Here is a 24,588-nt window from a genome sequence, read left to right on the forward strand (position 1 = left end):
CACTAAGAGTAGAACGGGGAGAGGGCGATGCTTATGCGGGAACGAATGATGGTTTATGGAGGATACGGGGCTGCGCTCGTCACGCTCAGCCTGTTGCCGTTCGTCGTCTTGCCGACGCTCTTATTGCCGTACCAGCTCGGGTGGACCGGAATCGTGTTGCTCGCGCTGTCAATCGGGTTGTTGCGTTCCATCCGTGAAGGGTCTGGCATCTATTTGAAACAGATGCTCAAGGTCACCTTCACGTTGTTCCTCCTGTTCGTCTTTATCTATTACGTCTCGTTTGGACTCGTCCTATACGATTCGTACGGACTCGAGCGGTTGCTCGAACAGTATGGTGACCAGGCGATGTGGGTGTTCGCCGCCTTCAGCTTCCTGCAGCCGATTGCGCTCCCGGTCCCGGAAGCGGTCAGTGTGCCGATTGGCAGTGTCGCGCTCGGTCCGCTTCGGGCCGCCTTGATTGGAAGCGTCGCGACGACGCTCGGCATCCTCGTCATGTATGGAATCGCCCGGTTCGGACGAGAGCGGGTGATGCGGCTCATCGATGCCGACAAGCTCGCGACGTATGACCGCTACGTCGACAGATACGGACTCGGTGTGTTGCTCGTCTTGTTCATCATCCCGATTTTGCCGGATGAGGTCATTTGTCTCGCGGCCGGGTTCAGCCGGGTGCCGTTCCCGCGCTTCGTCTTGATTGCCATCGGGGCGAAGCTCGTCACGTCGTTCGGTCTCGCCTATTCGGTGTCGCTCGGTGAACTGTTCGTCACCGGCGCGAGTCCGTTCGCCGTCGTCTCGGTGACGGCGAGTCTGTTGCTCGTCATCTTGGCGCTCGTCTGGCGCAAACGGAAAAAAGGGAATTCGAACTGACATCGCGAAACCGTCAAGAGCACAGATAGAGAGGAAGACGTTATGGTTCGCGATGAAGAATTAGTGATTCGACCGATTGAGACATACGATTTAGATCGGTTATGGGAATTGATGTATAAGGACGCGACGCCAGCCTTTAAGAAATGGGACGCCCCGTATTTTGAACATCGGGCACAACCGTATGAGATTTACTGTCAGAGCGCGGACGAACATGTCGGCCGTGACGATATGTGGGTCATCGAGGTCGATGGGACGGTGTACGGGACGGTTTCCTTCTATTATGAGGACGCGGGCCAGAACTGGCTCGAGGTCGGCATCATCCTCCATCAAGCCGACCGCTGGAATCGCGGCATCGGCACCCGGGCACTCAGGCTGTGGATCAGCCATTTGTTCGAGACGTTGCCGACGGTCCGGGTCGGGCTGACGACGTGGTCCGGCAATGAGCGGATGATGAAAGTCGCCGAGAAGGTCGGTATGCGGCTCGAAGGTCGAATCCGTCAAGTGCGTGTCGTCGATGACGTGCGTTATGACTCGATTCGGATGGGCATGCTGCGGGAAGAATGGACGGCAGAAAGCGCTAAGTCTCAGTAGAGGCTTAGCGCTTTTCATGTGTGGAACAATTGGCGATATTGAAGCGGGGTCATTTGTTTATACGTCTTGAACGTGTTGATATAGGCCGTGCACGAGGCAAAGCTGTATTTCTCACCGATGGCACAAACTGGCAAGTTCGTCCCGAGCAAATCGGCGATGGATGCATCGATGCGTCGGCGCCGAATTCGTTCCGGTACACTCTCGCCGACTTCCTGTTTGAACAGGGCCGACAAATAGTTGTTCGATAACCCGATCTGCTGGGCGATCCACGGCAGCGACAGTTCCGGCTCTTTCAAATGGTCTTCAATCAAATGAATGGTCGTCGTGACGTTCGGATTCGTCGACACAGGAGGGGAGAGGAACGCCATCATTTTCGTCAAATACTCGACGATGACGGGGATGGCATAGATGAAGTCGAGCGTCGTCGTCAGCTCATCGATTAAGATGAGGAGCGCGCTCGTATAGTCGAGGGCGGTCTGGACGTTCGGGTTGTCGACCGGAATCAGACGGATGACATGATAAACGAGGCCACGGTAATAGAAGCGGACGCTCATATATTCGTCGGAGACTGGGAGTTTCAACAAATCGAGTGTCAACGTCTCGAGTAGTTGTTCGGCCCGAATCGGATGGGCGCTGCGGAGCGCGCTCACGATTTGTTGATCAAGTATATAAAAGTTATCCACATGCTGAAAATCATCGAACACGTTTTTGTCACGATGCATATGATTCAGGAATTGGCGTTTGATTTTGTTTTCCAACGGATGAGTCACTTCTTTCGTCGTACGATCGGGAACCGTTTAGTTGTTTCGTGGAAGGTTCCGTTTGGTCGCTTGTTTCAGCTCGGCGATTTCGCGAGCGAGCGCTTCCTCACGGGAACGTGCGGATGATTCGAGGTGATGTTCGAGCTCCTTGCTTTTTTGTCGGTACGTCTCAGCGACTTCTTTCGTACGCTGTTGATGTTGCGAGAGCTGTTTGTTGTACGCATCGAGATCAATTGGCTGTTTCGTCATACATCATATGCCCCTTTCAAAAGACGGTCAAACAGACAGGCGCGGCGCAAGCGTGGCTTGGTCCGCAGTCTCATCGAGGAACGGCCCCTGTCCTTAGCTTACGAAGCGGAAGATCGCTTGGAAAGTTAGGTCGGCAAGAAAGGGGCGGTGAAAAAGATGAAAAATGTGACGAAATTGTGTCCGCGACACATACGTGCCGTCACATCGCCGTATGAGAAGAACCCATCAAAAAAATCCGCAGACGTAAAGTCTGCGGATCGCGGTTTATTTCACGGCCTGGTCTTTGATCGGGAACCAGCCCGCCCGCGTCGTGATGGCGTTCCAAAGCGGAGCCGGGACGGCGAGTTCGGCTTGTTTGTTCAAGTCGAGTTCTGTCTCGATTTCGTCTTCACGGTCGGTTTTCACTTTCTCGAGCCAATCCGGGTCGATGATGAGTTCGCGGCCGAGTGCGGCAAGGTCGATGACGTTGAGAGCGTCTTCGACTTGACCTGGGCGTTGGAGCTGTCCGACCCCGATGAGCGGGACGGCACCGTTGATCCGCTTGGCGATGCGGTCGATCGACCGTTCCGTCACGTTCTCGTTCCGCATCGAACCGATGTTGAAGTTCCAGAGCGAGGCGTGGAGATAGTCAAGATTCTCCTCGAGCAACATGTCGATCAAGACGTCCGTATCGTCGAGCGTGATACCGGGTTCTTCGACTTCTTCAGGCGAGAAGCGGTAGCCAATCAAAAAATCGTCCGCGCCTTCGGCCGCGCGTTTGACCGAGCGGATGACTTCACGCGGGAAGGTGAGGCGCGCGTTCACGTCACCACCGAAGCGGTCGTCGCGTCGGTTCGAATGAGGTGAGAAGAACTGTTGAATCAAATACGTGTTCGCCCCGTGAATCTCGACGCCGTCAAAACCGGCCTCGATGGCACGACGTGTCGCTTCACCGAACGCCTCGATGATGGCTTCGACTTCTTCGGTTTCAAGGGCACGCGGCGTGACGGCACCTTCACGGACCGGCGCGACGGCGCTGGCACTCACCGGTTGTTCGTTCGGAACGAGTTCCGGAGGAGACATGCGTCCTGCATGGAAGATTTGAAGAATCGCTCTCGCGCCTTCCGCTCTTAAACTTTCGGCGAGCTGACGCAGTCCAGGGATGAACTTGTCGTCATTCACACCGAAGGCGTTCGGGAACCCTTTGCCGTCTTCGGTCACGTAAGCACATGCCGTGATGGCGAGGCCGACGTTCTTCGCCCGTTTCCGGTAATAGGCGAGTTCGTGTTCCGATACTTCACCCGTCGGTTCAGACGAATAATGGGTCATCGGTGCAAGCACGAGTCGGTTGTGGAGCTCGACGCCGTTTTTAAATTGGAAAGGTTGTAACATGCGTTTCATAAAAAAACTCCTCCTTGTTGGTGATACCTTGAAGTCTAGACTTCTCATTTAAAAATTGCGAGCGGGACGCTTTCTAAGGAGCAGGTTGCACACTCCGTGAGCGGGTTGATGGTTGAATGCTAGAGAATGGGGTATAATACAGGAGAAAAGTTGATAACCGGTTGGAGACTACAGAGAGACCACGACATGGGGGGGCGAAGCCTTGTTTTGTTGTGGTCTCTTTTCGTATACATCGAACCGGATTCATTATAGGAGGGGACAAGATGGAAATCAGAAATTTCTCAGCAAAAGAACGTGCCAAACGATATGAACAGTTAACAGGTGAGCGTCACGATGTGCTCGTCGTCGGTGGAGGCATCACCGGTGCCGGCATCGCGCTCGATGCCGCGTCTCGCGGAATGAAGACGGCCGTGCTCGAAATGCAAGATTTCGCGGCCGGAACATCGAGTCGTTCGACGAAACTCGTCCACGGAGGTTTGCGTTACTTGAAACAGTTCGAAGTCGCGCTCGTCGCGGAAGTCGGGAAAGAACGCGCCATCGTCTATGAGAACGGGCCACACGTCACGACACCGGAACGCATGCTCTTGCCGATGCATAAAGGCGGCACGTTCGGACCGCTCTCCACAGCGGTCGGATTGATGGTGTATGACTTCTTGGCCGGCGTGAAACGCGCCGAGCGTCGCTTGATGTTGAAGCCGGATGAAGTCATTCAAAAAGCACCGCTCGTCAAAAAAGACGGTCTTGTCGGTGGCGGCTATTACGTCGAATATCGGACCGATGATGCCCGGATGACGATTGAAGTCGCGAAAGAGGCGGCCAGCCACGGTGCCCTCCTCTTGAACTATTCAAAAGTGACCGGTCTCATCTATGAGCAAGGCAAAGTCGTCGGCGTCCATGTCGAAGACCAAATCGACGGCAAGACGTACGAGGTTTATGCGAAGAAAGTCATCAACGCGACCGGACCTTGGGTCGACGTGCTCCGTGAACAGGACGGCTCGAACAAAGGGAAGATGCTCCGCTTGACGAAAGGGATTCACCTCGTCATCGATCAATCGAAATTCCCGCTCAAACAAGCCATCTATTTCGATACGCCGGACGGCCGGATGGTGTTCGCGATTCCACGTGACGGTAAAGCGTACGTCGGGACGACGGATACGTTCTTCGATAAGGACAAAGCGCACCCGCGCATGACGACCGAGGACCGCGACTATATTTTAGAGGCGATTCACTATATGTTCCCAGACGTGAACGTGACCGCAGATGACGTCGAGTCGAGCTGGGCTGGGATTCGTCCGCTCATCTATGAGGAAGGCAAAGACCCGTCTGAGATTTCACGGAAGGATGAGGTTTGGCAGTCAGAGAGTGGCTTAATCACAATCGCCGGTGGGAAGTTGACCGGTTACCGCAAGATGTCAGAGACGGTCGTCGATTTGGTGGCGAAACTGCTCAAACAAGAAGAAGGCATCGTCTTCCTCGCCTCGCGCACGAAGCATATGCCGATGTCGGGCGGCCATGTCGGCGGTTCGAAAGGATTCGATGACTTCTTGACGAAGAAGAAGGCAGAGCTGAAGAATCTAGGTCTCGATGACGTCAAAGCCGAGCAGCTCGTCCGTCTATATGGATCGAACATCGACCGTGTCATCGAACGGATGGATTCGAACGCCTATGACCTTCCAGAGATCGTCTACGCACAACTCATTTACGGCATCGAAGAAGAGTCGGTCGTTCGGGCCATCGACTTCCTCGTTCGCCGCACCGGAGCGATGTTCTTCGACATCGACTTTGTTCGTAACTATAAAGACGGCGTACTCCGTTGCATGGCCGACGTCTTCAAATGGTCGGACGCGCGTCTCGCCGAAGAGCGGGCCGAGGTCGAGAAAGAAATCGATCTCGCGGTCGTACCTGTGACAGTCGAATAACGAGACAAAAGGACCTTCGCCGCGGCGAGGGTCCTTTTCATATGCCCATTTCTTCATAATACGCCATGATGCGTTCGTCGAGCGCCTCGACGACGTCCGGGTCACCGAACACATATAAATATAGATACGTGCCGTCCTCACGGTACACTTCTGTCTCGAGTGTCAGCGTGGTCGGGCGTCCCTCGAAGATGACATCGATGGTGCCGAGTGCGTGTATGTTTGCTTCATCGAGTGCCGGATTCGACGCTAGCGTTTTTATGCGGACGATGTCACTGTCTGCGATGGGCTCATCGAACGTCTCGGACAACACGGCGAACGTCTCCGGCAAGTCCTCAAGGTCGGTCTCGATACCCGCGGCGAACGTCTCCGGCAACTCCTCAAGATCGGTCTCGAGGGCCGCGGCGAGCGGTGGCGCTGCTTGTTCTTCCCCGAAGACGTTTACCACGAGTGCGACCATGCCCCCAATCGCCAAGACGAACAGCACGTAAATCAAATAATGTCTCATAATCTGGCTCCTATTCATTTCATGTGTTCAGTATATCAGCGTACCGGGTGTTTAGAAATAGGGAGACAATGGTATTGAAAAAGATGGAAATGAGAAAGGCGGGAGAGTTACGATGAAACGAGCATGGACAATCGGGGGCGTCGTCCTCGTCTTGATTCTCGGCTGGCAGTTCATCGATACAGATCGGCTATTTGCCGACGTCTACTATACAAAAGTGCCGAGCGCGAATACTACCGATCAAGGAAAGACACATACGTATGACACGATTGGCTATGATGAAGACGGAAAGAAACGACCGATCACGTTTGAGGCACCGACCCGGTTGGCCGAAGGTGATTTTTTAAAGCTGTACGTGAAAGATGAGCGGACGGTGACCGCGTACGAGCTCGTGCCTGAGTCGGAAGTACCGACCCGGTTAAAGGACGAACAGACCGAGCAACCGGTATCGATTCCGTTGCCTTGATTTCAAAATAGGTCCGTCGCCAAACGAAATTGGATTTGGTATGGTTAGACTAGTGCAAACTATGGAGAGAAGGTAGATGGATGTCACGGATGTTGATTGCAGACGACCAAGACGGGATTCGGTTGATGTTGGCGCAAGTGTTCCAAAACCTCGGCATCGAGGTCGACACGGCGAACGACGGCCAAAACGCTTGGGAAAAGCTCGAACAGAACGGATACGATTTAGTATTGCTCGATATGAACATGCCGCGCATGTTCGGCCATGAAGTACTACGCAACATGCGCCAACGGGACATCGACACCCCGGTCATGATTATGACCGCGTTCGGGGAAAAATCGACGCTCGAAGAAGTGCAACGTCTTGGCATTACCGCGCAATTTGAGAAGCCGTTTGATATTTATCGGATGATCGAAAAAGTGAAGGAAGTCCTCAAAATCACGTGATTCGTCACGAAGATGACATATGTAAACGCTTGCGCAGAGCCATTTCTATGCCCGAATAGCATAGGCACACGTTTCGACGTGTGTTATAATGGGAACGAACTGCACGGGGGCATTTTTCCCAAAGTGCACAATAGCGAACAGACAGGAGGATGTCATTATGCCATTAGTATCAATGACAGAAATGCTTAACAAAGCATTCGAAGGCAAGTATGCAGTAGGCCAATTCAACATCAACAACCTCGAGTGGACGCAAGCGATTCTTCGCGCTGCGGAAGACGAGAAATCACCAGTTATCCTCGGTGTATCTGAAGGTGCAGCGAAGTACATGGGTGGCTTCACAACAGTTGTTAAAATGACTGAAGGTCTCATGCACGACTACAACATCACTGTTCCAGTTGCAATCCACCTCGACCACGGTTCATCTTTCGACAAGTGTAAAGCAGCGATCGACGCTGGTTTCACATCTGTTATGATCGACGGTTCACACCACCCGATCGAAGAGAACATCGAAATGACGAAACAAGTCGTTGAATACGCACACGCTAAAGGCGCTTCAGTAGAAGCAGAAGTCGGCACAGTCGGCGGCGAAGAAGACGGCGTTGTTGGCGGCGTACAATACGCTGACCTCGACGAGTGCGTACGTCTCGTGAAAGAAGCGAAAGTTGACGCTCTTGCGGCAGCCCTCGGTTCTGTACACGGAGAATACCAAGGCGAGCCAAAACTCGGCTTCAAAGAGATGGAAGAAATCGCAGAAGCGACAAAAACTCCACTCGTTCTTCACGGCGGTTCAGGAATTCCTGAGCACCAAATCAAAAAAGCAATCGAGCTCGGTCACAGCAAAATCAACGTTAACACAGAGTGCCAACAAGAATGGACTCGTGCCGTACGTGAGAAGCTCAACACGGACTCGAAAGTATATGACCCACGTAAAGTCATCGGCCCTGGTGTCGAAGCGATCTATAACGTCGTTACTGGCAAAATGCGTGAGTTCGGTTCAAGCAACCAAGCATAATCCTGTCACATCAGTCGGTTCTCCCTGTGAGAACCGGCTTTTTTGTTGAAACATACAGGAGTAGGGGAACGTATACATATGGAAAGGGGGAGTTTTATGGTTTATCAAGAACGTCAGACGGAACTGTTTTGGCGCGTGTTTTATGTGTATGGAGCGATTGTATTGATTGGCCTTTCTTTAGCGCTGGCTGTGGCTCCGCTCGCCTTGATTTATTATTATCCGGTCGCCTGGCTCATCCCGTTGTTGGTGTTTGTGGCCATCGGTGGGTTTGGGGGGTACTGGTTCACGAATACGTTTCGTCGCTTATTTTGGAAGGAACGACATCATTCTCGATATGAAGTGACCGCGACACACATCGAAGGCGTGACGTATCGGCACGAGCCAGGCGAGTCGTTGGAGCAAGTCTTTCCGCTCGCTGACATCAAGCAAGTCGTCTTCTTCCCGGCCATCGTCCGGAAGACGCAGCCGTCGCCGACGGTGCGAATCGGACGACCGACAGTGGAGCATACGCCGATGCTCGCCATCATGACCGAAGCAGATTCGATGGAAATCTTGTTCGATCAACGCGATCTCGTCGCGTTCGAACAGTGGGTTCAGTATTTTGATGAACGTGATGTGCCGCTCTTCTACACGCCGAAACGGCTCTACTGGATTGGGGCGAACATCTCGACACGGCGCGAGCGGTTCGACATGCTCCGTCGCCCGGAAGAAATCATCCCATTCACGTATACAGGTGACCTCGTGGCAGATGAACAGACGGCGGCCACGGATTGGGTCGAGACACATGGATCGGAGCGCTTGAATGAAGGGCCGCACGAGGCGTACTACGTGAAACAGCGCAAGATCATGAAGTGGACGTTCTTCGGGACGATTGCTGGGATTGCACTCCTCGCCGGCTCGATGATTGGCATCGCCATGTTGACGTAAAGGGTGTAGCAATTCCATGACAATTTCCTCATAATAAGGAGTGTAAGCGATCACAACACCATTCGAGGAGGAATTGAACATGCGTTTTTTCATTGACACGGCAAACGTGGAAGACATTAAGAAAGCCCATCAGATGGGCGTCATCGGGGGCGTGACGACGAATCCATCACTCGTCGCCAAAGAAGGCGTCGATTTCCATACACGGCTACGCGAAATCTGTGAGATCGTCGGGGATCCCTCGGTCAGTGCGGAAGTTATTGCGCTCGACGCAGCGGGTATGGTGGAAGAAGGAAAGGAACTTGCGGCCATCGCGCCGAATATTACTGTCAAGGTGCCGATGACGCCAGCAGGCATGGAAGCGGTCAATACGTTTTCACAGCTCGGCATCAAGACGAACGTGACACTCATCTTTAACGCCAACCAAGCGCTACTCGCGGCTCGGGCCGGCGCGTCATATGTCTCGCCGTTCATCGGTCGTTTGGATGATATCGGTCAAGATGGTCTTGACCTCGTCGAGACGATTGCCAATATCTTTGCCATCCATGCCATCGAGACAGAGATCATCGCAGCTTCCGTTCGCCATCCGGTCCACGTGACGAAAGCGGCCCTCCTTGGAGCCGACATCGCCACGGTACCATACAAAGTCATCGAACAGATGATGAAACATCCGCTCACTGACAAAGGGATCGAGCAATTCTTAGCGGATTGGAACAACGCTCAATCCAAATAAGGTTGTCGCAGAAAGGTTTGATCTTCGTGGAAATTCTCCATATCGTAGGACAGCAGAAACTTGAAGGAACAGTTGACATCAGCGGTGCCAAACAGAGCGCCTTGCCTTGTCTCGTCGCAGCACTGTTGACGGAAGAACCGGTGACGATTGAGAACGTCCCTGTCATCGAGGACGTCGAAGTGATGCTCAGTCTATTACAAGAACTCGGCGTCGCGATTGAACGGGACGGGGAGCGGATGACGCTTCATGCGAAAGATGCCGTCGCCATGCCGCTGCTCGGCTCAGAAACGCGTAAAGTCCGAGCCGCTGTCTATTTGCTAGGGGTGTTCGCGGCTCGTTTTGGGAAAGGGGCCGTCGGGCTTCCCGGTGGATATGCGATTGGTCCACGACCGATCGATCTACATTTGAAGGCACTCGAACGTCTCGGGATTAAAGTCGAGAACGAGTCGGGACTGTATCATGTGAACGCCGAAAAACTGGAAGGGAATCGGATCTATCTCGATCTCCGTTCATTCGGGGCGACGGTGAGCGCCATGCTCGCGGCCGTGCTCGCTGACGGGACGACCGTCATCGAGAACGCAGCCATCGACCCGGAAATCGTCGATGTCGCGACGATGCTCACTTCGATGGGGGCGCACGTCATCGGGGCGGGCACCGACGAGATTCGCATCAAAGGGGTCGACAAGCTCCATGGTTGTACACATACGCTCATCCCTGATCGGTTAGAGGCCGGGACGTTCATGATTTATGGCGCGGTCGCGGGCGAAGTGACGGTACGCAACGTCATTCCGACGCATTTAGAAGGCGTCATTCAAAAACTATTGGACTATGGGGCCGACGTCGAAGTCGGGGAAGAGACGATCACGGTGCGGGCGAACGCCTTCAAACCGATCGATATCCGTGTCTTCCACTATTCGGGGTATCCGACCGACTTGCAACCGATCATGTCAGCCGCGCTGTTGAAAGCAAATGGGACGAGTATCGTCACCGACAAGCTGTACGCCCAACGTTTCCGTCATATCGCGGAAATGCGGCGCATGAACGCCCAAATCACACTCGAGGACGCTTCGGCCGTCATCCGGGGCGGGACAACGCTCGCCAATGCGGAGATGGAATGTGCGGATGCGCGGAGCGGGGCAGCCCTCGTGTTAGCGGGACTTCAAGCGAGCGGCGAATCCACCGTGATCCATGCGGAAAAATTGAACGATTCATATGTCGATTTCGTCGGCAAACTAAAACAACTCGGCGCGCTCGTCTGGGTCGATGAGGTGTCCGAGTAAAAAAGGGGAGAATTCGGGTGGAACGTAGTTTATCAATGGAATTGGTCCGAGTCACAGAAGCGGCAGCGCTATCTTCGGCTCGTTGGATGGGAAAAGGCTTGAAAGAAGAGGCGGACGACGCGGCGACGACCGCGATGCGTGAAGTGTTCGATACGATTCCGATGAAGGGGGTCGTGGTCATCGGCGAAGGCGAGATGGACGAGGCACCGATGCTCTATATCGGCGAGAAAGTCGGGAACGGCTATGGCTCACGCCTTGACGTCGCCGTCGATCCGCTCGAAGGGACGAGCATCGTCGCGACGGGGACGTGGGGAGCGCTCGCCGTTCTCGCCGTCGCCGATGCGGGTGATTTGTTGCACGCGCCGGACATGTATATGGACAAGATTGCCGTCGGTCCGGAAGCGGCCGGGTTAATCAGTCTCGACAACTCGATTGAAGAGAATATCGCCATCGTCGCCAAGGCGAAGAACAAGAACGTCGAAGACGTCGTCGTCACGATCTTACATCGGGACCGTCACGAAGAGATGATTCAACGCGTCCGCGCGACGGGTGCCCGCATCAAGTTGATTCCCGACGGAGACGTGGCTGCGGCCATCAACACGGCGTTCCCGAAAACGGGCGTCGATTTGTTGCTCGGCTCTGGCGGTGCGCCGGAAGGCGTCATCGCGGCTGTCGCGATGAAGTGTCTCGGCGGTGACTTCCAAGGTCGCCTACTTCCTGAAGACGAAGCCCAAGAGAAGCGTTGCCAAGACATGGGCATCGCCGATACGGGCCGGATTTTGCTGTTAGACGATCTCGTCAAAGGTGAAGATTGTATCTTCGCGGCGACGGGGGTGACGGACGGAGAGCTCCTCCGTGGCGTCCAGTTCACTGGACAAGGCGGTCAGACGCACTCGGTCGTCATGCGTGCCAAGTCAGGGACGGTCCGCTTCGTCGAAGGCATCCACTCCTTGAAGAAAAAACCGAAAATGGTCATGAAACCTTAATTCTCTCGAGCTGTGGACATCGCGTCCACAGCTTTTTTTGATGGGTTGCTACATATTTAACACGAGGTAGAACGGGAATAGAGAGTCAGGAGGTGTGTATGATGATTGAAGTGGAATCGCTCGTCAAAACGTTCGGGGTCGCCCTGCAAGAGACCGGAATCGACAAAGTGTTGACGGGGCGGGAACTGCTCGTCCAGACGCTCCTCATCTTCTTGTCGACGACGTTCGTCCCGAAAGAGTTGATTGAAGCGGAATGGCTCAAAGTGGCGGCGACATTCAATCCGACGACGTACATCTTTGAAGGGATGCGCGCCGTCTTGACACAACCGACGATCGACTGGAGTGCGTTATCGGCCGGACTTGCCGTCGCTGGGCGATGAGCGTCATCATGGTCGTGTTCGCAGCGACGAACGCACGCGGTGCCTTGAAACAAAAATGACGAGCAGGGATTCACCCCCGCTCGTCCTGGTCGATCATAAACGTCACAATCAAAAACAGTATAAAACTGATTAAGGAGACCGTTCCCCCGATGATGAAATACACGAGGGTGACGGTCTCATTCCATTGGAACGGGTTCATCGTGTAAAACCACATCCCGCTCGTCAATCCGATTGATCCGATGACGGCCGTCCCCCCGTGAATCGTGACGAGCAGTTGGCTCCGGACCGCGTATGAGCGATAGAACACACCCCAGGCGAAGATTGATAACCAACCGGCAAGCAGAATGTGGGCGTGAATCGGACGAAAGGCATAACTGCCGGCACCCGACATATGCGACCCAAGCGCTGTCCCGATGACACCGAACAGCGCGGCGAGGCGAATCAAGCGAAGACTCCAAATCTCTTCCATGGCATAGTACAACTCCTTCAACGTGATGGCTTTATCGTAACGAAGCCAGATGAACGGAAGATGAACGAATGCAAAAAAACGACCCAGTTCCGATGAGCTGGGTCGTTTGATCGTTTGAATTAGAGGTATGATCCTGCACCGACGTAACGTGGTGCCCAGTAACCTGATGTGAAGCTCGCGTATTTAACGCCGCCTGTTTCAGAGTTGATCATTTGTGTTTTGCTGAGTGCCATTCCAACGTGTTGAATCGTTCTTCCGTTATGTGAGAAGAACACGAGGTCGCCGGCTTGAATCGCTGACTTCGAAACTTTTTTCGAGTTGGCGTATTGCGAGCGTGAATCACGTGGGATTGATTTGTTGATGGCTTTCTTGTAAACGTGACCTGTGTAACCAGAGCAGTCAAAGCCAGAAGTTGTCGTTCCGCCATAACGGTACGGTGTACCGAGGTACTTCTTCGATTCAGCGACGAGTTTCGTACGAGCGCTTGATGCTGAAGCAGTTGTGACTTTCTTTGCAGTAGCTGTCTTCGTGTTAGGCTTCAAGTACGTGTAAGTTGATGAAGCCGAGATATAACGGTGAGTCCCTTTGTAGTTGATTTTATAGAACGAACCAACTTTGCCAAGGTATGTATAGCGTTGGCCTTTGTTCATCGTTGTCGTGACTTTCGATTTGAGCGACGGTGCTGTGCGGATGTTCAAGCCGTTGACTTTCGAGTAAGCGAATGTCCCGGTAGCGGCTTCTGCTTGTTCACCTGTTGTGAAAGCAAGACCCGAGAAAGCGAGAGTGGCAGCGACGATGATAGATGCGAAGCGCTTTAACATATTGTATTTCCCTCCGTTTTTTAAAATAAAACCCTAAGTGGCTATTATGATCGATGTGTGTCAACTAAGTTAGAGCACAAATTGCGGATATTACCCGGTTTCCTGTGCAAATAAACTATATCATGCGCAAGACCGATAGCATTTTTCAATCACAAGACAAAAACGATTTTCTTGTAACATATTTGAAACAATATGCGAGAATAGAGACTTTTTTGTTACAAAGAAAGAGAAAAGACTGTTATGTTTTCAACAACAGGGGAATAGACTGACATGAAGCCATTTTTCAAACAGTGACGGTTTGTCAGAAGTGTGATTAGATGAATGAGGACTGAACGTTAATTTTTGAAATATAGAATCATGAAAGACAGGTGACTTGAATGAGTCCAACGACTGAACCGGCAAAAAACTACACGCTTCGGGAACTCGAGACGAAGACGTTGAAAGAGTTATATGAGATTGCGAAAGAAGTGAACGTGCCTCAATATCGCGAGGCGCGTAAACGTGAACTCATGTTCCGGATATTAAAATCACAGGCCGAATCAAAAGATCTTTATTTTCTTGAAGGAATCCTTGAGATTATTCCGCCGAACCCACAGTCGCAAAACGATGGCGGTTTTGGCTTTCTGCGCCCCATCAATTACTCGCAATCGTCTGAAGACATTTATATCGCAGCCTCGCAAATCCGCCGCTTCAACCTCCGTAACGGCGACCTTGTGACGGGTAAAGTCCGGAAGCCGAAAGAAAATGAGCGGTTCCAAGGGCTCCTCAGCGTCGAGGCGGTCAACGGAGAGACGACGGATTCGACGCGCAACCGGGACTACTTCCCGGCGCTCACCCCGATTTATCCGGAGCGACAGATGGTGCTCGAGACAGAGCCGAATCACTTGTCGGTCCGCGTCATGGACATGATCGCGCCCGTCGGTTTCGGGCAACGTGGTTTGATTGTCGCGCCGCCAAAGGCAGGGAAGACGTCTCTCTTGAAAGAGATTGCCAATTCGATTACGACGAACCATCCAAACGTCGAATTGATCATCCTGTTGATTGATGAGCGTCCGGAAGAAGTGACGGACATCCAACGTTCAGTGCCGGGCGCAGACGTCGCCTACTCGACGTTTGACGAGACGCCGGAAAACCATGCCCGCATCTCGGAACTCGTTCTCGAACGGGCGATGCGCCTCGTCGAACATAAGAAAGACGTTGTCATCTTGCTCGACTCGATTACGCGTCTGACACGGGCATACAACTTGTCAGTCCCGCCGAGCGGACGTACCCTCTCGGGCGGGATTGACCCGGCCGCGTTCCATAAACCGAAGAAATTCTTCGGAGCGGCCCGCAATATCGAGGACGGCGGCAGTTTGACGATTCTCGGTACGGCGCTCGTTGATACGGGTTCGCGCATGGACGATGTCATCTATGAAGAGTTCAAAGGAACCGGCAATATGGAGCTGCACCTCGACCGCAAACTAGCGGAACGTCGGATTTTCCCGGCCATTGACATTCGTCGCTCGGGAACACGCAAGGAAGAATTGCTACTCGGCAAAGGCGAACTCGACTCGCTTTGGACAATTCGTCGCACAATGAACGAATCGCCAGACTTCGTCGATCAGTTCTTGCGCCGGGTCCGCGAAACGAAAACGAACCTCGACTTTTTTGTGGCGCTTGAGGCCGATAAGAAAAAGAGTCGACGCCCGGTGAAAAAAACGAAAACGGACTTGTAAATCCGTGAAGCGGGTGCTATTATATTCTAGTGAACTTTCTCTAGGTTGAAAGAATACTTAGGGCCGAAGGAGTTGAAAAGCAATGAAACAAGGAATCCACCCAGAATACCGTAAAGTCGTATTCATGGACTCGACGACTGAGTTCAAATTCATCTCTGGTTCGACTCGTTATTCTAACGAGACAATCACGATGGAAGATGGTAACGAATACCCACTCATCCGTGTCGATGTATCTTCTGACTCGCACCCGTTCTACACAGGTCGCCAGAAATTCGCATCTGCGGACGGTCGTATCGAGCGCTTCAACAAGAAGTACCAACGTTAATCGTCAACTTGTATGCACACCGCTTAGGGATTGCCCTTGGCGGTTTTTATTTTCTCTATAATAGAAGTCAACCCTTTTTCTTCAAGAAAAAGATGGGTATAATCGGGAAGCGATTAACGAAGGAGAGGGCGAAGTAAAATGATGCATGTGACGAACCGTTACGGTTGGATAGAAGTGATTTGTGGAAGTATGTTTTCTGGGAAATCGGAGGAACTCATCCGCCGTGTCCGTCGGGCGCATTACGGGAAAATCCCTGTCCAAGTGTTTAAACCAGCGATTGATGATCGGTACCACGAGGAGAATGTCGTCTCCCATAGCGGCAACTCGGTCGTGGCCGTGCCGGTCCAATCGAGTCAAGAGTTATACGATGCGGTACGTGAAGAGACGCAAGTCATCGCTATCGACGAGGTCCAATTCTTCGACGAAGGCATCGTCGACGTCATCGAACAATTGGCGTCAGAAGACAAACGTGTCATCTGCGCCGGTCTCGACATGGACTTCCGGGGGGAGCCGTTCACGATGATGCCAGAACTGTTGTCACGTGCCGAATTCGTCACGAAACTGCAGGCCATCTGTCTATCATGTGGGGCTCCAGCTTCCCGGACGCAACGATTGATCGATGGGGAACCGGCCCGCTTCGAGGACCCGGTCATCTTGGTCGGCGCCTCAGAGTCGTACGAACCGCGTTGCCGTCATTGCCATGACGTGCCGAATAAACCACGCCCGGTCCGCCATACAGTGGCTGACTGACGTCAACGGACCGCCCTCGGCGGTTCGTTTTTTGCTATAATGAAGACAGTTCGATTTGACGGAGAAAGGACGGATCATCATGTTTGACCGTTTGAGCGTATTAGAAGAACGCTATATGCAATTAAATGAGATGCTCGCTGACCCAGAAGTGCTCAGCGATGCGAATAAATTACGACAATATTCCAAAGAACAGTCGCAGCTCGAAGAGACGGTGCAGGCGTACCGTCACTATAAAGAGACGAGCACGGCGTATAAAGAAGCGAAAACGATGCTCGAGGACCGCACGCTCGATGCCGACATGCGCGAGCTCGCAAAAGAGGAGATGTCACTCCTCGAGCCGGAAGTGAAGGCGCTCGAGGCGAAACTACGCGTCTTGCTGTTGCCGAAAGACCCGAACGACGACAAGAACGTCATCGTCGAGATTCGCGGGGCGGCCGGAGGGGACGAGGCGGCCTTGTTCGCGGTTGACCTGTACAAGATGTACACACGGTTCGCCGAACGGCAGAATTGGAAGGCCGAGTTGATCGATGCCAACTATACAGAACTCGGTGGTTTCAAAGAAGTGACGTTCCTCATCAACGGGACCGGCGCCTATTCGAAACTGAAGTTCGAGAACGGGGCGCATCGGGTTCAGCGTGTCCCCTCGACCGAGTCGGGCGGACGCATCCATACGTCGACGGCGACCGTCGCCGTCTTGCCGGAAGCGGAGGACGTCGAAGTGCACATCGATATGAAAGACGTTCGCGTCGACACGTTCACATCGTCGGGTCCGGGTGGCCAGTCGGTCAACACGACCCAATCAGCCGTGCGCTTGACGCACATCCCGTCGGGGCTTGTCGTCTCGTGTCAGGACGAGAAGTCGCAACATAAAAACAAGGACAAGGCGCTCAAAGTACTCCGGGCCCGCCTGTACGACAAGATGCAGAGCGAACACCTACAAGAACTGTCGGCACAACGCAAGTCTGCCGTCGGGACGGGAGACCGCTCGGAGCGGATTCGGACGTATAATTTTCCGCAGAGCCGTGTGACCGACCACCGCATCGGACTGACACTCCAAAAGCTCGACCGTGTTCTTGCCGGTGAACTTGAGGATATCATCGATGCCCTCGTCATGGATGAACAAGCTCGTCTCATGGAGGATGTCGATTGATGCGGATCGCAGCGAAGCTGAAACAAGCGGAGCGGGAGCTTGCGGCCGCGGGTCGTGACGCCTCGACGGCGGAGTGGTGGCTCATGCACGTCCTTGACGTCGATCGGACGGGACTGCTCATCCGCCTGTCTGACGAATTGACGATGAAAGAGACGACGTCGTTTGAAGCCGGGCTTGAGCGTCTCTTAGCCGGCGAGCCGGTCCAACACTTGATTGGCCATGCTCCGTTTTATGGACGGATGTTCGAGGTCAATCGTGACGTCTTGATTCCGCGTCCAGAAACGGAAGAGCTGATTGAATGGGTCGTCGCGCATGTGCGAGACGTGGCTGACGATTACATCGTCGACATCGGGACCGGGAGCGGCGCGATCGCCATCACGCTTAGTCTCGAGCTCGGTGTCCGTGTCCAGACGGTTGATATTTCCCGGGAAGCGATTGCGGTCGCGAAACGAAACGCAGCGGCGCTCGGGGCAGACGTGTCCTTCCATGAAGGCGATTGCCTGTCACCGATTGCCGACGCCTCGATTCGCGTCCTCGTCTCGAATCCGCCGTATATCGAGGCGGACGAACTGCTCGATGAGACGGTCGCGGGCTTCGAGCCCCACCTCGCCTTGTTTGGTGGAACGGACGGGCTCGACTTTTATCGAACGATCATCGCTGACTCGACGCGCGTCCTGTGTGCCGATTGGCAATTGATTGCATTTGAAATCGGGTATAATCAAGGACAAGTTGTGAAATCGTACCTGTCCGAACGTTATCCTGAAGCAGAAACGGGTATTTTAAAAGATATAAACGGCAAAGACCGAATCGTCTACGCCGTGAGGGAAGGGATTGCGCATGGAAACGAAATGGATCAAGCCGACAGAAGTTGAGGAAGGGGTACGTCTCTTGAAGGCTGGCGAGGTGATTGCCATCCCGACGGAGACCGTCTACGGACTCGCCGGAGATGCGACGAACGACGTCGCCATCAAAAAGATTTTCGAGGCGAAAGGAAGACCGTCGGACAACCCGCTCATCGTCCACGTCGCCACGGTCGAACAGGCCGAACATTTCGCGCAAACCATTCCGCCGGTCGCGAGACGCTTGATGGACGCGTTTTGGCCCGGTGCCTTGACCATCATCTTACCGTCGAACGGTCGGGCGTCGTCACTTGTGACGGCGGGTCTGGATTCCATCGGATTACGGATGCCAGACCACCCGGCCGCACTCGACTTGATCCGCACATCGGGACTTGGACTGGCAGCACCGAGTGCGAACCGTTCGGGACGTCCATCCCCGACGTCGGCCCGGCACGTGGCAGATGATTTGAGCGGTCGGATCGCGGGTATTATGGATGGGGGACCGACAGGCATCGGTGTCGAGTCGACCGTAATCGATTGCACGACGACTCCGGCGACGATTTTACGTCCGGGCGGCGTGACGAAAGAGGCGATTGAAGCGGTCATCGGCCCGGTCATTCTCGATGCCAATTTGAGCGATGAATCAGCTGCGCCACGATCACCAGGAATGAAGTACACCCATTACGCCCCGAGTGCTCCCCTTTATTTAGTGGAGGGAGGACGCGAAGACCTCGTCCGTGTCGTCACGACACGACAGGAAGCGGGCAAGCGAGTTGGCGCGCTCGTGTTCGATGAAGCGACGACCCCGGCTGACGTCACCCTCTCTCTCGGTAACTCGATGGAGACGGCGGCCCAGCGTCTATACGAGGCGTTGCGTAAATTTGATGAGACGGATGTAGAAGAGATTTACGTGAATCGGATTGAACCGACGGGAGTCGCTCTTGCCGTATATAACCGCCTCTACAAGGCGGCTGGCGGTAAAGTCATCCGTCCATAGGAAAGAGGCTGAAGGACATAGAGGAGGATCACGCGATGGCGATGAAACGCGTATTATTCATATGTAGTGGGAACACATGCCGAAGCCCGATGGCGATGGCCCTGCTCCGCTCGAAAGTGACGGGGGACGAGTTCGATATTCGTTCAGCCGGGCTTCGGACGATGCAAGGGTTTGACGCATCAGAAAATGCACTCCAAGTGTTGCGTGAACGAGGGATTGAGCTCGAGCACGTCACGCAGACGTTTGACGACGTCCTCGGACGCTGGTCGGACGTCATCTTGACGATGACACGGGCGCATCGTGAACAGATTCGGGACACGTATCCGGATTTGGCCGACCGCACGTTCACGTTATATGAGTTTGTCACAGGGCTCGAACGTGATATTAACGACCCGTTCGGAGGGTCGATGAACGTCTACCGCCAAGTCCGAAACGAACTCGAACCACTCGTGAATCGACTTGTGCTAAAATTGACGAATGACGGGTCAAAGGTGACGAAACCACCGAGACGCCTACCAAAGAAGACGGGGGAATGACGGAATGAAAATCGCAATTGGCGCCGATCATGGCGGATTCAATTTGAAGAAAGACATCATCGGATTATTAGAGGAGCTTGGACACGAGTATAAGGACTTCGGGACCCACTCGGCCGAGTCAATCGATTATCCGGACGTAGCCATTCCGGTCGCCGAAGCCGTCGCGGCCGGCGAGTTCGACCGTGGCATCTTGATTTGTGGGACGGGAATCGGCATCGGGATTGCCGCCAACAAAGTGAAAGGCATCCGAGCGGCACTCGTGCACGACTCGTTCAGCGCGAAAGCGACGCGTCAACATAACGACTCGAACATCATGACGATGGGCGAGCGCGTCATCGGACCGGGCCTTGCGCTCGATTTAGTGGCGACATGGCTCGATACGGACTTCGAAGGCGGACGCCACTCGAACCGCGTCGACAAGATGAGCGCGTACGAAACGAAGTGACGACGATGAAGGCGGAGCTTTTGAACTTATTGACGGAGTTGCATGAACGGTTTCCGTTAGATGAGGAAAAGATGCTCGTCATCGGTTGTTCGACGAGCGAGGTCGTCGGCAAGACGATCGGGAAGGCGGGTTCGATTGATGTGGCGTCGGAGTTAATCGAGGCGTTCCTTGCGTTTCGCGACAAGACCGGCGTCCACCTCGCTTTCCAAGGGTGCGAGCACATCAACCGTGCCCTTACCGTCGAACGTCGGACGCTCAAGCAATTCGGGTTGACGGAAGTGACGGTCGTCCCGGTCCGTGCAGCGGGCGGGGCGATGGCGGAGAAAGCGTATGAACGCTTCGATGCCCCGTGCGTCGTCGAATCGATTCAAGCGGATGCCGGCATCGATATCGGCTCGACGCTGATCGGTATGCATTTGAAGCCGGTCGCGATTCCGGTCCGGTTATCGGCAAAACAGCTCGGTGAGGCGTACGTCACGTTTGCGGTCACACGGCCGAAACTGATTGGCGGCCTGCGGGCCCACTATCCAGCCAAATAAAAAAGTCGGTCCTCGCGACCGACTTTTTTGCGTTATAACGCTTCGCTGAATAGATACGAGACGACCATCGGGAAGCGCTCACGCCATGCGAGCTCGTTATGCACGCCTTCCTCGATGACTTCGAAGCGGATGTGGTCAACTTTATCGCGCAGCAGGGCGTAGACGCGCTCACTCGACTCGAGATACATCTCGTTCGTCGGTCCGTCCGCTGACGGCTGTTCGACTTCTTTGCGACCGACGTCCATGTATAGACGTTCGACACCGTTCAAATCACTCGCGTCAATCAATTGCTCGAGCTCGGTCTGGTTGAACCAGAACGCCGAGGACAAGGAAGCGACGCGCTTGAAGACGTCAGGATAGACGCAAGCGGCGTAAATCGAGATTAAGCCGCCCATCGAGCTGCCCATCATCGCCGTCTCGTCCGGCTTCGTCCGATAGTTCGCGTCAATCATCGGCTTCAACTCTTGGGTGATGTATTCGATATAGGCCGACCCTTGGCCGCCGAGCGTCACGTCTTGGCCGAGCAGGCTCTCGCCGATGTACGGGTTCTCCCACGGACCGTACTCGTCGAGCCGCATCTCGCCTGGGGCGCTGTCGATGCCGACGATGATGATGTCGCGCTTCGAGGCGTCCATGTACTCACCGGCGCGCCAACTCATCTTATAGCTCGCATCCTCGTCGTCGAACACGTTCTGTCCATCATGCATATACAGGACGGGATACCGCTTGTCCGTCAACTCGTAATCGGCCGGCGTGTAAATCCGAATCGTCCGTTCACGCTCGAACGGGGTGATGGTAATTTGCTTTGTCTCAATCATAAACATCCTCCTCTGATCGTCTTCTTTCATATGATACCCGACTTGCCGTTGGATTAGACGATACCCAAAAAAAGAAGCATATGTTACGATGGGGGTGTTGATTTTTAAACATTCAGAGGGGGTTTCAACATGGTAAACACGACGAAGTTGAAAGTGCAGGATGCGGAATTGTTTGAAGCGATGCAACATGAGCTCGGTCGCCAACGCGAGAACATCGAACTCATTGCCTCGGAGAATTTTGTCTCAGAAGCAGTCATGGAAGCGCAAGGCGGCGTGCTCACGAACAAGTACGCAGAAGGTTATCCAGGCCGTCGCTACTACGGTGGATGTGAGTTCGTCGACGTGGCCGAGAACTTAGCGCGCGATCGCGCCAAGGAGCTGTTCGGTGCAGAACACGCCAACGTCCAGCCGCACTCGGGTGCTCAAGCGAACATGGCCGTTTACTTCACCGTCCTTGAAGCAGGGGACACGGTGCTCGGCATGAACTTGTCGCACGGTGGCCATTTGACGCACGGAAGTCCGGTCAACTTCTCAGGCGTTCAGTACAATTTCGTCGAATACGGTGTGGACAAAGAGACAGAACATATCGATTATGACGTTGTCGCAGCCCTCGCAAAAGAACATAAACCAAAACTCATCGTCGCTGGTGCCTCGGCGTACCCGCGGACGATCGACTTCGCCAAGTTCCGTGAAATCGCCGATAGCGTCGGTGCTTACCTCATGGTCGACATGGCCCACATCGCCGGTCTAGTCGCGGCCGGTCTTCATCCGAACCCGGTCGAGCACGCGCATTTCGTGACGACGACGACGCACAAGACGCTCCGCGGCCCACGCGGTGGGATGATCCTCTGTAAAGAAGAGTTCGCTAAGGCGATTGACAAGTCGATTTTCCCAGGGATTCAAGGTGGTCCGCTCATGCACGTCATCGCGGCGAAGGCCGTGGCGTTCGGGGAGGCGCTCCAACCTGAGTTCAAAGACTATCAGGCACAAGTCATCAAGAACGCACAAGTACTCGCCCAAGGGTTAGAAGAGGAAGGACTCCGCATCGTATCGGGCGGTACGGATAACCACCTTCTCCTCGTCGACCTCCGCGGCATCGACATCACCGGGAAAGCGGCCGAGCATGCACTCGACGCAGCTGGCATCACGGTCAATAAGAACACGATTCCGTTCGATCCAGCATCCCCGTTCGTCACGAGCGGGATTCGTCTCGGGACGGCCGCGATGACGACACGCGGATTGAAAGAAGACGATATGCGTGAAGTCGCTCGCTTGATTGGACGCGTCTTGACGAATCATGAAGATGAAGCAGTGCTCGCGGAAGCGCACGAAGCAGTTCGCGCGTTGACGTCGAAGTTCGCGCTCTACCCTGAACGAGGCTGACGAATGGACGTACGGACACTCGCAGAACGGGAACTTGCGGAACTGCCGCTCATCGATATGACGGAATGGCTCGTCCGAAAAGGAGAGCATGACCCGACGTTTCGCCTCGTCGCGAACGAGTTCGGGGTCGTGACGACGCTGCTCGACCATGGCTATTATATCGAGGCAAGTGAACGGATTGTACCGCTTCTCGGGATGAAAGTGCCGGCGGCGTTTCATCGGCTCGGGCTTGCGCTCGAAGTGAAGGCGAACGGAAGGAAGGCGGCCCAGCGCCGCTTTCGTTCGTTCTCGCCGGCCGTCACGGGTCATGCGGACTTGTCGGCTTGGCGTAACGCCTTTAAATGGAACAAATCTTGGCTCGGTCTGCCGCTCGTCGTCGGCCTTGGTCTGGTCGCGCTCTTCCTTTGGCCAGATGCGGAGCCGCCTCCCGTGACGCCGACCGCATCGGATGAACGGGTCGTGACCGTGACCGAGGATGAGGCACTCGCGAAACGGTTAGAAGAACTCGAACAAGAAGTTGCTCGACTCGAGGAAGCGAACGAGGCGCTTCAAACCGAGGATGAGACGGTCGAAGCCCCGGAAGCGCCGGCCGTCATCCCGCTCGGTAAAGTCGAGACGCTCGTCTCGGACAAGCGTTATGAGGAAGCCGACGCGCTCCTCGTCGGCAAGGCGAAAGCCGGTCAGGAACAGGCCGTCGGATTTTATCGGTTGCTCGTCGACAACAAGCTCGGCGAAGCAGACATCGCCGATTATGCCGCCTATGTCGACACGTATCCGGAGTCGGGATATAAGGCGGACGTCTTATGGATGAAAGGCATCGCCGAGAAGAAGGCCGGGGACGACACGTACCGGACGACGCTCGCCGAAGTCGCCGCCATGGACGGGACGTACTGGGCCCCGATTGCTAAATCGGTGCTCGAGGAAGACTGAGGTCGCAGCTGCGCTGTGACCTTTTTCTCATCAAATTCTAATCTATTTCACCGCTCTTTCTCAGCTCGCTCCCGTACAGTAAAGAAAAAGGATAAGGGAGAGGGACATATGCGCTCAACTAGCAGAGGAAAGATTGGAAGATTGATTCGAGGGGTGATGGTCGGTGCGCTCGCATTGACGCTCATGGCGGCCGGGGTCGCCGGATTCTTATTATTCACGTTGACGGGTAATGCGTGGCTCGACCAAATCGCCCAAGTCGGGACCGATGTGGCGTTTCAAGTAGAAGGGTTCGAGACGAGATTCGACCAAATCGGCGACTCGCTCGAACTGCGCGTCGAACAAGCGATTCCCGAAGCGGTTCGTCCGTTTTTTGACTGA

General features: G+C 54.3%; 30 protein-coding genes. 23 read left to right on the forward strand and 7 right to left on the reverse strand.

The features are described from left to right. Positions 1-33 precede the first annotated feature (33 nt). Together KNP83_RS01235 and KNP83_RS01240 are read left to right on the forward strand one after the other, a co-directional pair. A complete protein-coding gene (locus KNP83_RS01235) occupies positions 34-864 on the forward strand; it encodes a TVP38/TMEM64 family protein (RefSeq protein WP_214759551.1) in 831 nt (276 codons plus the stop codon). Between the two features lie 42 nt (positions 865-906). After that, positions 907-1,455: a GNAT family N-acetyltransferase gene (locus tag KNP83_RS01240; RefSeq protein ID WP_214759553.1), complete on the forward strand. Its 549-nt coding sequence runs from the start codon at positions 907-909 to the stop codon at positions 1,453-1,455. Positions 1,456-1,469: 14 nt separating this feature from the next. Here the strand turns inward: KNP83_RS01240 and KNP83_RS01245 are convergent, their stop codons facing one another. From KNP83_RS01245 to KNP83_RS01255, 3 genes are all read right to left on the reverse strand, one after another. Continuing rightward, entirely contained in the window at positions 1,470-2,213 is a 744-nt protein-coding gene (locus KNP83_RS01245; protein WP_214759554.1) for a helix-turn-helix transcriptional regulator, read from the reverse strand. A 39-nt stretch (positions 2,214-2,252) separates the two neighbouring features. Beyond that, on the reverse strand, positions 2,253-2,465 hold the full coding sequence (locus tag KNP83_RS01250) for a hypothetical protein (RefSeq protein ID WP_214759555.1): 213 nt from the start codon (positions 2,463-2,465) through the stop codon (positions 2,253-2,255). Between the two features lie 264 nt (positions 2,466-2,729). Then, positions 2,730-3,845 carry an NADH-dependent flavin oxidoreductase gene (locus KNP83_RS01255; protein ID WP_214759557.1) on the reverse strand — a complete coding sequence of 372 codons (1,116 nt, stop codon included), beginning with the start codon at positions 3,843-3,845 and terminating at the stop codon, positions 2,730-2,732. A 263-nt stretch (positions 3,846-4,108) separates the two neighbouring features. Between KNP83_RS01255 and KNP83_RS01260 the strand changes: the two genes are divergently transcribed. Further along, complete coding sequence (locus KNP83_RS01260; RefSeq protein WP_214759558.1) at positions 4,109-5,764, forward strand: glycerol-3-phosphate dehydrogenase/oxidase; 1,656 nt, start codon at positions 4,109-4,111, stop codon at positions 5,762-5,764. Between the two features lie 37 nt (positions 5,765-5,801). Here the strand turns inward: KNP83_RS01260 and KNP83_RS01265 are convergent, their stop codons facing one another. Next, positions 5,802-6,269 carry a hypothetical protein gene (locus KNP83_RS01265; RefSeq protein WP_214759559.1) on the reverse strand — a complete coding sequence of 156 codons (468 nt, stop codon included), beginning with the start codon at positions 6,267-6,269 and terminating at the stop codon, positions 5,802-5,804. Between the two features lie 112 nt (positions 6,270-6,381). Here KNP83_RS01265 and KNP83_RS01270 point away from each other — a divergent pair, with 112 nt between their 5' ends. The 8 genes from KNP83_RS01270 to KNP83_RS15020 all read left to right on the forward strand — a co-directional run bounded on the left by KNP83_RS01270 (position 6,382) and on the right by KNP83_RS15020 (position 12,490). Further along, positions 6,382-6,732, forward strand: coding sequence for a YxeA family protein (locus KNP83_RS01270; RefSeq protein ID WP_214759560.1), 351 nt, complete (start codon positions 6,382-6,384; stop codon positions 6,730-6,732). A gap of 80 nt (positions 6,733-6,812) precedes the next feature. After that, positions 6,813-7,175 carry a response regulator gene (locus KNP83_RS01275; RefSeq protein WP_021066098.1) on the forward strand — a complete coding sequence of 121 codons (363 nt, stop codon included), beginning with the start codon at positions 6,813-6,815 and terminating at the stop codon, positions 7,173-7,175. Positions 7,176-7,332: 157 nt separating this feature from the next. Continuing rightward, a complete protein-coding gene (gene fba, locus KNP83_RS01280; RefSeq protein WP_214759561.1) occupies positions 7,333-8,187 on the forward strand; it encodes a class II fructose-1,6-bisphosphate aldolase in 855 nt (284 codons plus the stop codon). Positions 8,188-8,283: 96 nt separating this feature from the next. Continuing rightward, positions 8,284-9,114, forward strand: a complete 831-nt coding sequence (locus KNP83_RS01285; protein ID WP_214759562.1) for a hypothetical protein — start codon at positions 8,284-8,286, stop codon at positions 9,112-9,114. Positions 9,115-9,193: 79 nt separating this feature from the next. Beyond that, positions 9,194-9,844: a fructose-6-phosphate aldolase gene (gene fsa, locus KNP83_RS01290; protein WP_214759564.1), complete on the forward strand. Its 651-nt coding sequence runs from the start codon at positions 9,194-9,196 to the stop codon at positions 9,842-9,844. Positions 9,845-9,870: 26 nt separating this feature from the next. Continuing rightward, positions 9,871-11,124, forward strand: coding sequence for a UDP-N-acetylglucosamine 1-carboxyvinyltransferase (gene murA, locus KNP83_RS01295; protein WP_214759566.1), 1,254 nt, complete (start codon positions 9,871-9,873; stop codon positions 11,122-11,124). A gap of 17 nt (positions 11,125-11,141) precedes the next feature. Next, positions 11,142-12,110, forward strand: a complete 969-nt coding sequence (glpX, locus tag KNP83_RS01300; protein ID WP_029594665.1) for a class II fructose-bisphosphatase — start codon at positions 11,142-11,144, stop codon at positions 12,108-12,110. 101 nt (positions 12,111-12,211) lie between these two features. Next, on the forward strand, positions 12,212-12,490 hold the full coding sequence (locus KNP83_RS15020; RefSeq protein WP_251139144.1) for an ABC transporter permease: 279 nt from the start codon (positions 12,212-12,214) through the stop codon (positions 12,488-12,490). A 70-nt stretch (positions 12,491-12,560) separates the two neighbouring features. Here the strand turns inward: KNP83_RS15020 and KNP83_RS01310 are convergent, their stop codons facing one another. Next, a complete protein-coding gene (locus KNP83_RS01310; protein ID WP_214759568.1) occupies positions 12,561-12,959 on the reverse strand; it encodes a hypothetical protein in 399 nt (132 codons plus the stop codon). Between the two features lie 119 nt (positions 12,960-13,078). Then, a complete protein-coding gene (locus tag KNP83_RS01315) occupies positions 13,079-13,780 on the reverse strand; it encodes a C40 family peptidase (protein ID WP_214759570.1) in 702 nt (233 codons plus the stop codon). Positions 13,781-14,157: 377 nt separating this feature from the next. Between KNP83_RS01315 and rho the strand changes: the two genes are divergently transcribed. The 9 genes from rho (at position 14,158) to KNP83_RS01360 (ending at position 21,079) form a co-directional block, all read left to right on the forward strand. Next, positions 14,158-15,498, forward strand: coding sequence for a transcription termination factor Rho (rho, locus tag KNP83_RS01320; RefSeq protein ID WP_214759571.1), 1,341 nt, complete (start codon positions 14,158-14,160; stop codon positions 15,496-15,498). An 82-nt stretch (positions 15,499-15,580) separates the two neighbouring features. Further along, positions 15,581-15,823: a type B 50S ribosomal protein L31 gene (locus tag KNP83_RS01325; protein WP_021066109.1), complete on the forward strand. Its 243-nt coding sequence runs from the start codon at positions 15,581-15,583 to the stop codon at positions 15,821-15,823. Positions 15,824-15,961: 138 nt separating this feature from the next. Then, complete coding sequence (locus tag KNP83_RS01330; protein WP_214759574.1) at positions 15,962-16,573, forward strand: thymidine kinase; 612 nt, start codon at positions 15,962-15,964, stop codon at positions 16,571-16,573. A gap of 79 nt (positions 16,574-16,652) precedes the next feature. Beyond that, positions 16,653-17,723 (forward strand): peptide chain release factor 1, encoded by a 1,071-nt coding sequence (prfA, locus tag KNP83_RS01335; protein ID WP_214759575.1) that lies wholly within the window; start codon positions 16,653-16,655, stop codon positions 17,721-17,723. Beyond that, positions 17,723-18,595, forward strand: a complete 873-nt coding sequence (prmC, locus tag KNP83_RS01340; protein ID WP_214761594.1) for a peptide chain release factor N(5)-glutamine methyltransferase — start codon at positions 17,723-17,725, stop codon at positions 18,593-18,595. The genes prfA and prmC overlap by 1 nt, the downstream gene beginning before the upstream one ends. Next, positions 18,561-19,559, forward strand: coding sequence for an L-threonylcarbamoyladenylate synthase (locus tag KNP83_RS01345; RefSeq protein WP_214759578.1), 999 nt, complete (start codon positions 18,561-18,563; stop codon positions 19,557-19,559). The genes prmC and KNP83_RS01345 overlap by 35 nt, the downstream gene beginning before the upstream one ends. 35 nt (positions 19,560-19,594) lie before the next feature. Continuing rightward, positions 19,595-20,095 (forward strand): low molecular weight protein arginine phosphatase, encoded by a 501-nt coding sequence (locus KNP83_RS01350; protein ID WP_214759580.1) that lies wholly within the window; start codon positions 19,595-19,597, stop codon positions 20,093-20,095. Between the two features lie 4 nt (positions 20,096-20,099). Continuing rightward, the gene (gene rpiB, locus KNP83_RS01355) at positions 20,100-20,540 is read left to right on the forward strand and encodes a ribose 5-phosphate isomerase B (protein ID WP_021066115.1); all 441 of its coding nucleotides are present in this window, start codon (positions 20,100-20,102) and stop codon (positions 20,538-20,540) included. Then, positions 20,537-21,079, forward strand: coding sequence for a TIGR01440 family protein (locus KNP83_RS01360; RefSeq protein ID WP_214761596.1), 543 nt, complete (start codon positions 20,537-20,539; stop codon positions 21,077-21,079). The genes rpiB and KNP83_RS01360 overlap by 4 nt, the downstream gene beginning before the upstream one ends. Before the next feature lie 32 nt (positions 21,080-21,111). On the opposite strand, the gene KNP83_RS01365 is transcribed toward KNP83_RS01360, so the two are convergent. Next, positions 21,112-21,897: an alpha/beta hydrolase gene (locus tag KNP83_RS01365; RefSeq protein WP_214759581.1), complete on the reverse strand. Its 786-nt coding sequence runs from the start codon at positions 21,895-21,897 to the stop codon at positions 21,112-21,114. A gap of 129 nt (positions 21,898-22,026) precedes the next feature. Between KNP83_RS01365 and glyA the strand changes: the two genes are divergently transcribed. From glyA to KNP83_RS01380, 3 genes are all read left to right on the forward strand, one after another. Beyond that, the gene (gene glyA, locus KNP83_RS01370; protein WP_214759583.1) at positions 22,027-23,280 is read left to right on the forward strand and encodes a serine hydroxymethyltransferase; all 1,254 of its coding nucleotides are present in this window, start codon (positions 22,027-22,029) and stop codon (positions 23,278-23,280) included. Between the two features lie 3 nt (positions 23,281-23,283). After that, positions 23,284-24,210 carry a hypothetical protein gene (locus tag KNP83_RS01375; RefSeq protein WP_214759584.1) on the forward strand — a complete coding sequence of 309 codons (927 nt, stop codon included), beginning with the start codon at positions 23,284-23,286 and terminating at the stop codon, positions 24,208-24,210. A gap of 108 nt (positions 24,211-24,318) precedes the next feature. After that, entirely contained in the window at positions 24,319-24,588 is a 270-nt protein-coding gene (locus KNP83_RS01380; RefSeq protein WP_214759586.1) for a hypothetical protein, read from the forward strand.

The sequence above is a fragment of the Exiguobacterium sp. s146 genome, assembly GCF_018618415.1.
Taxonomy (GTDB): domain Bacteria; phylum Bacillota; class Bacilli; order Exiguobacteriales; family Exiguobacteriaceae; genus Exiguobacterium.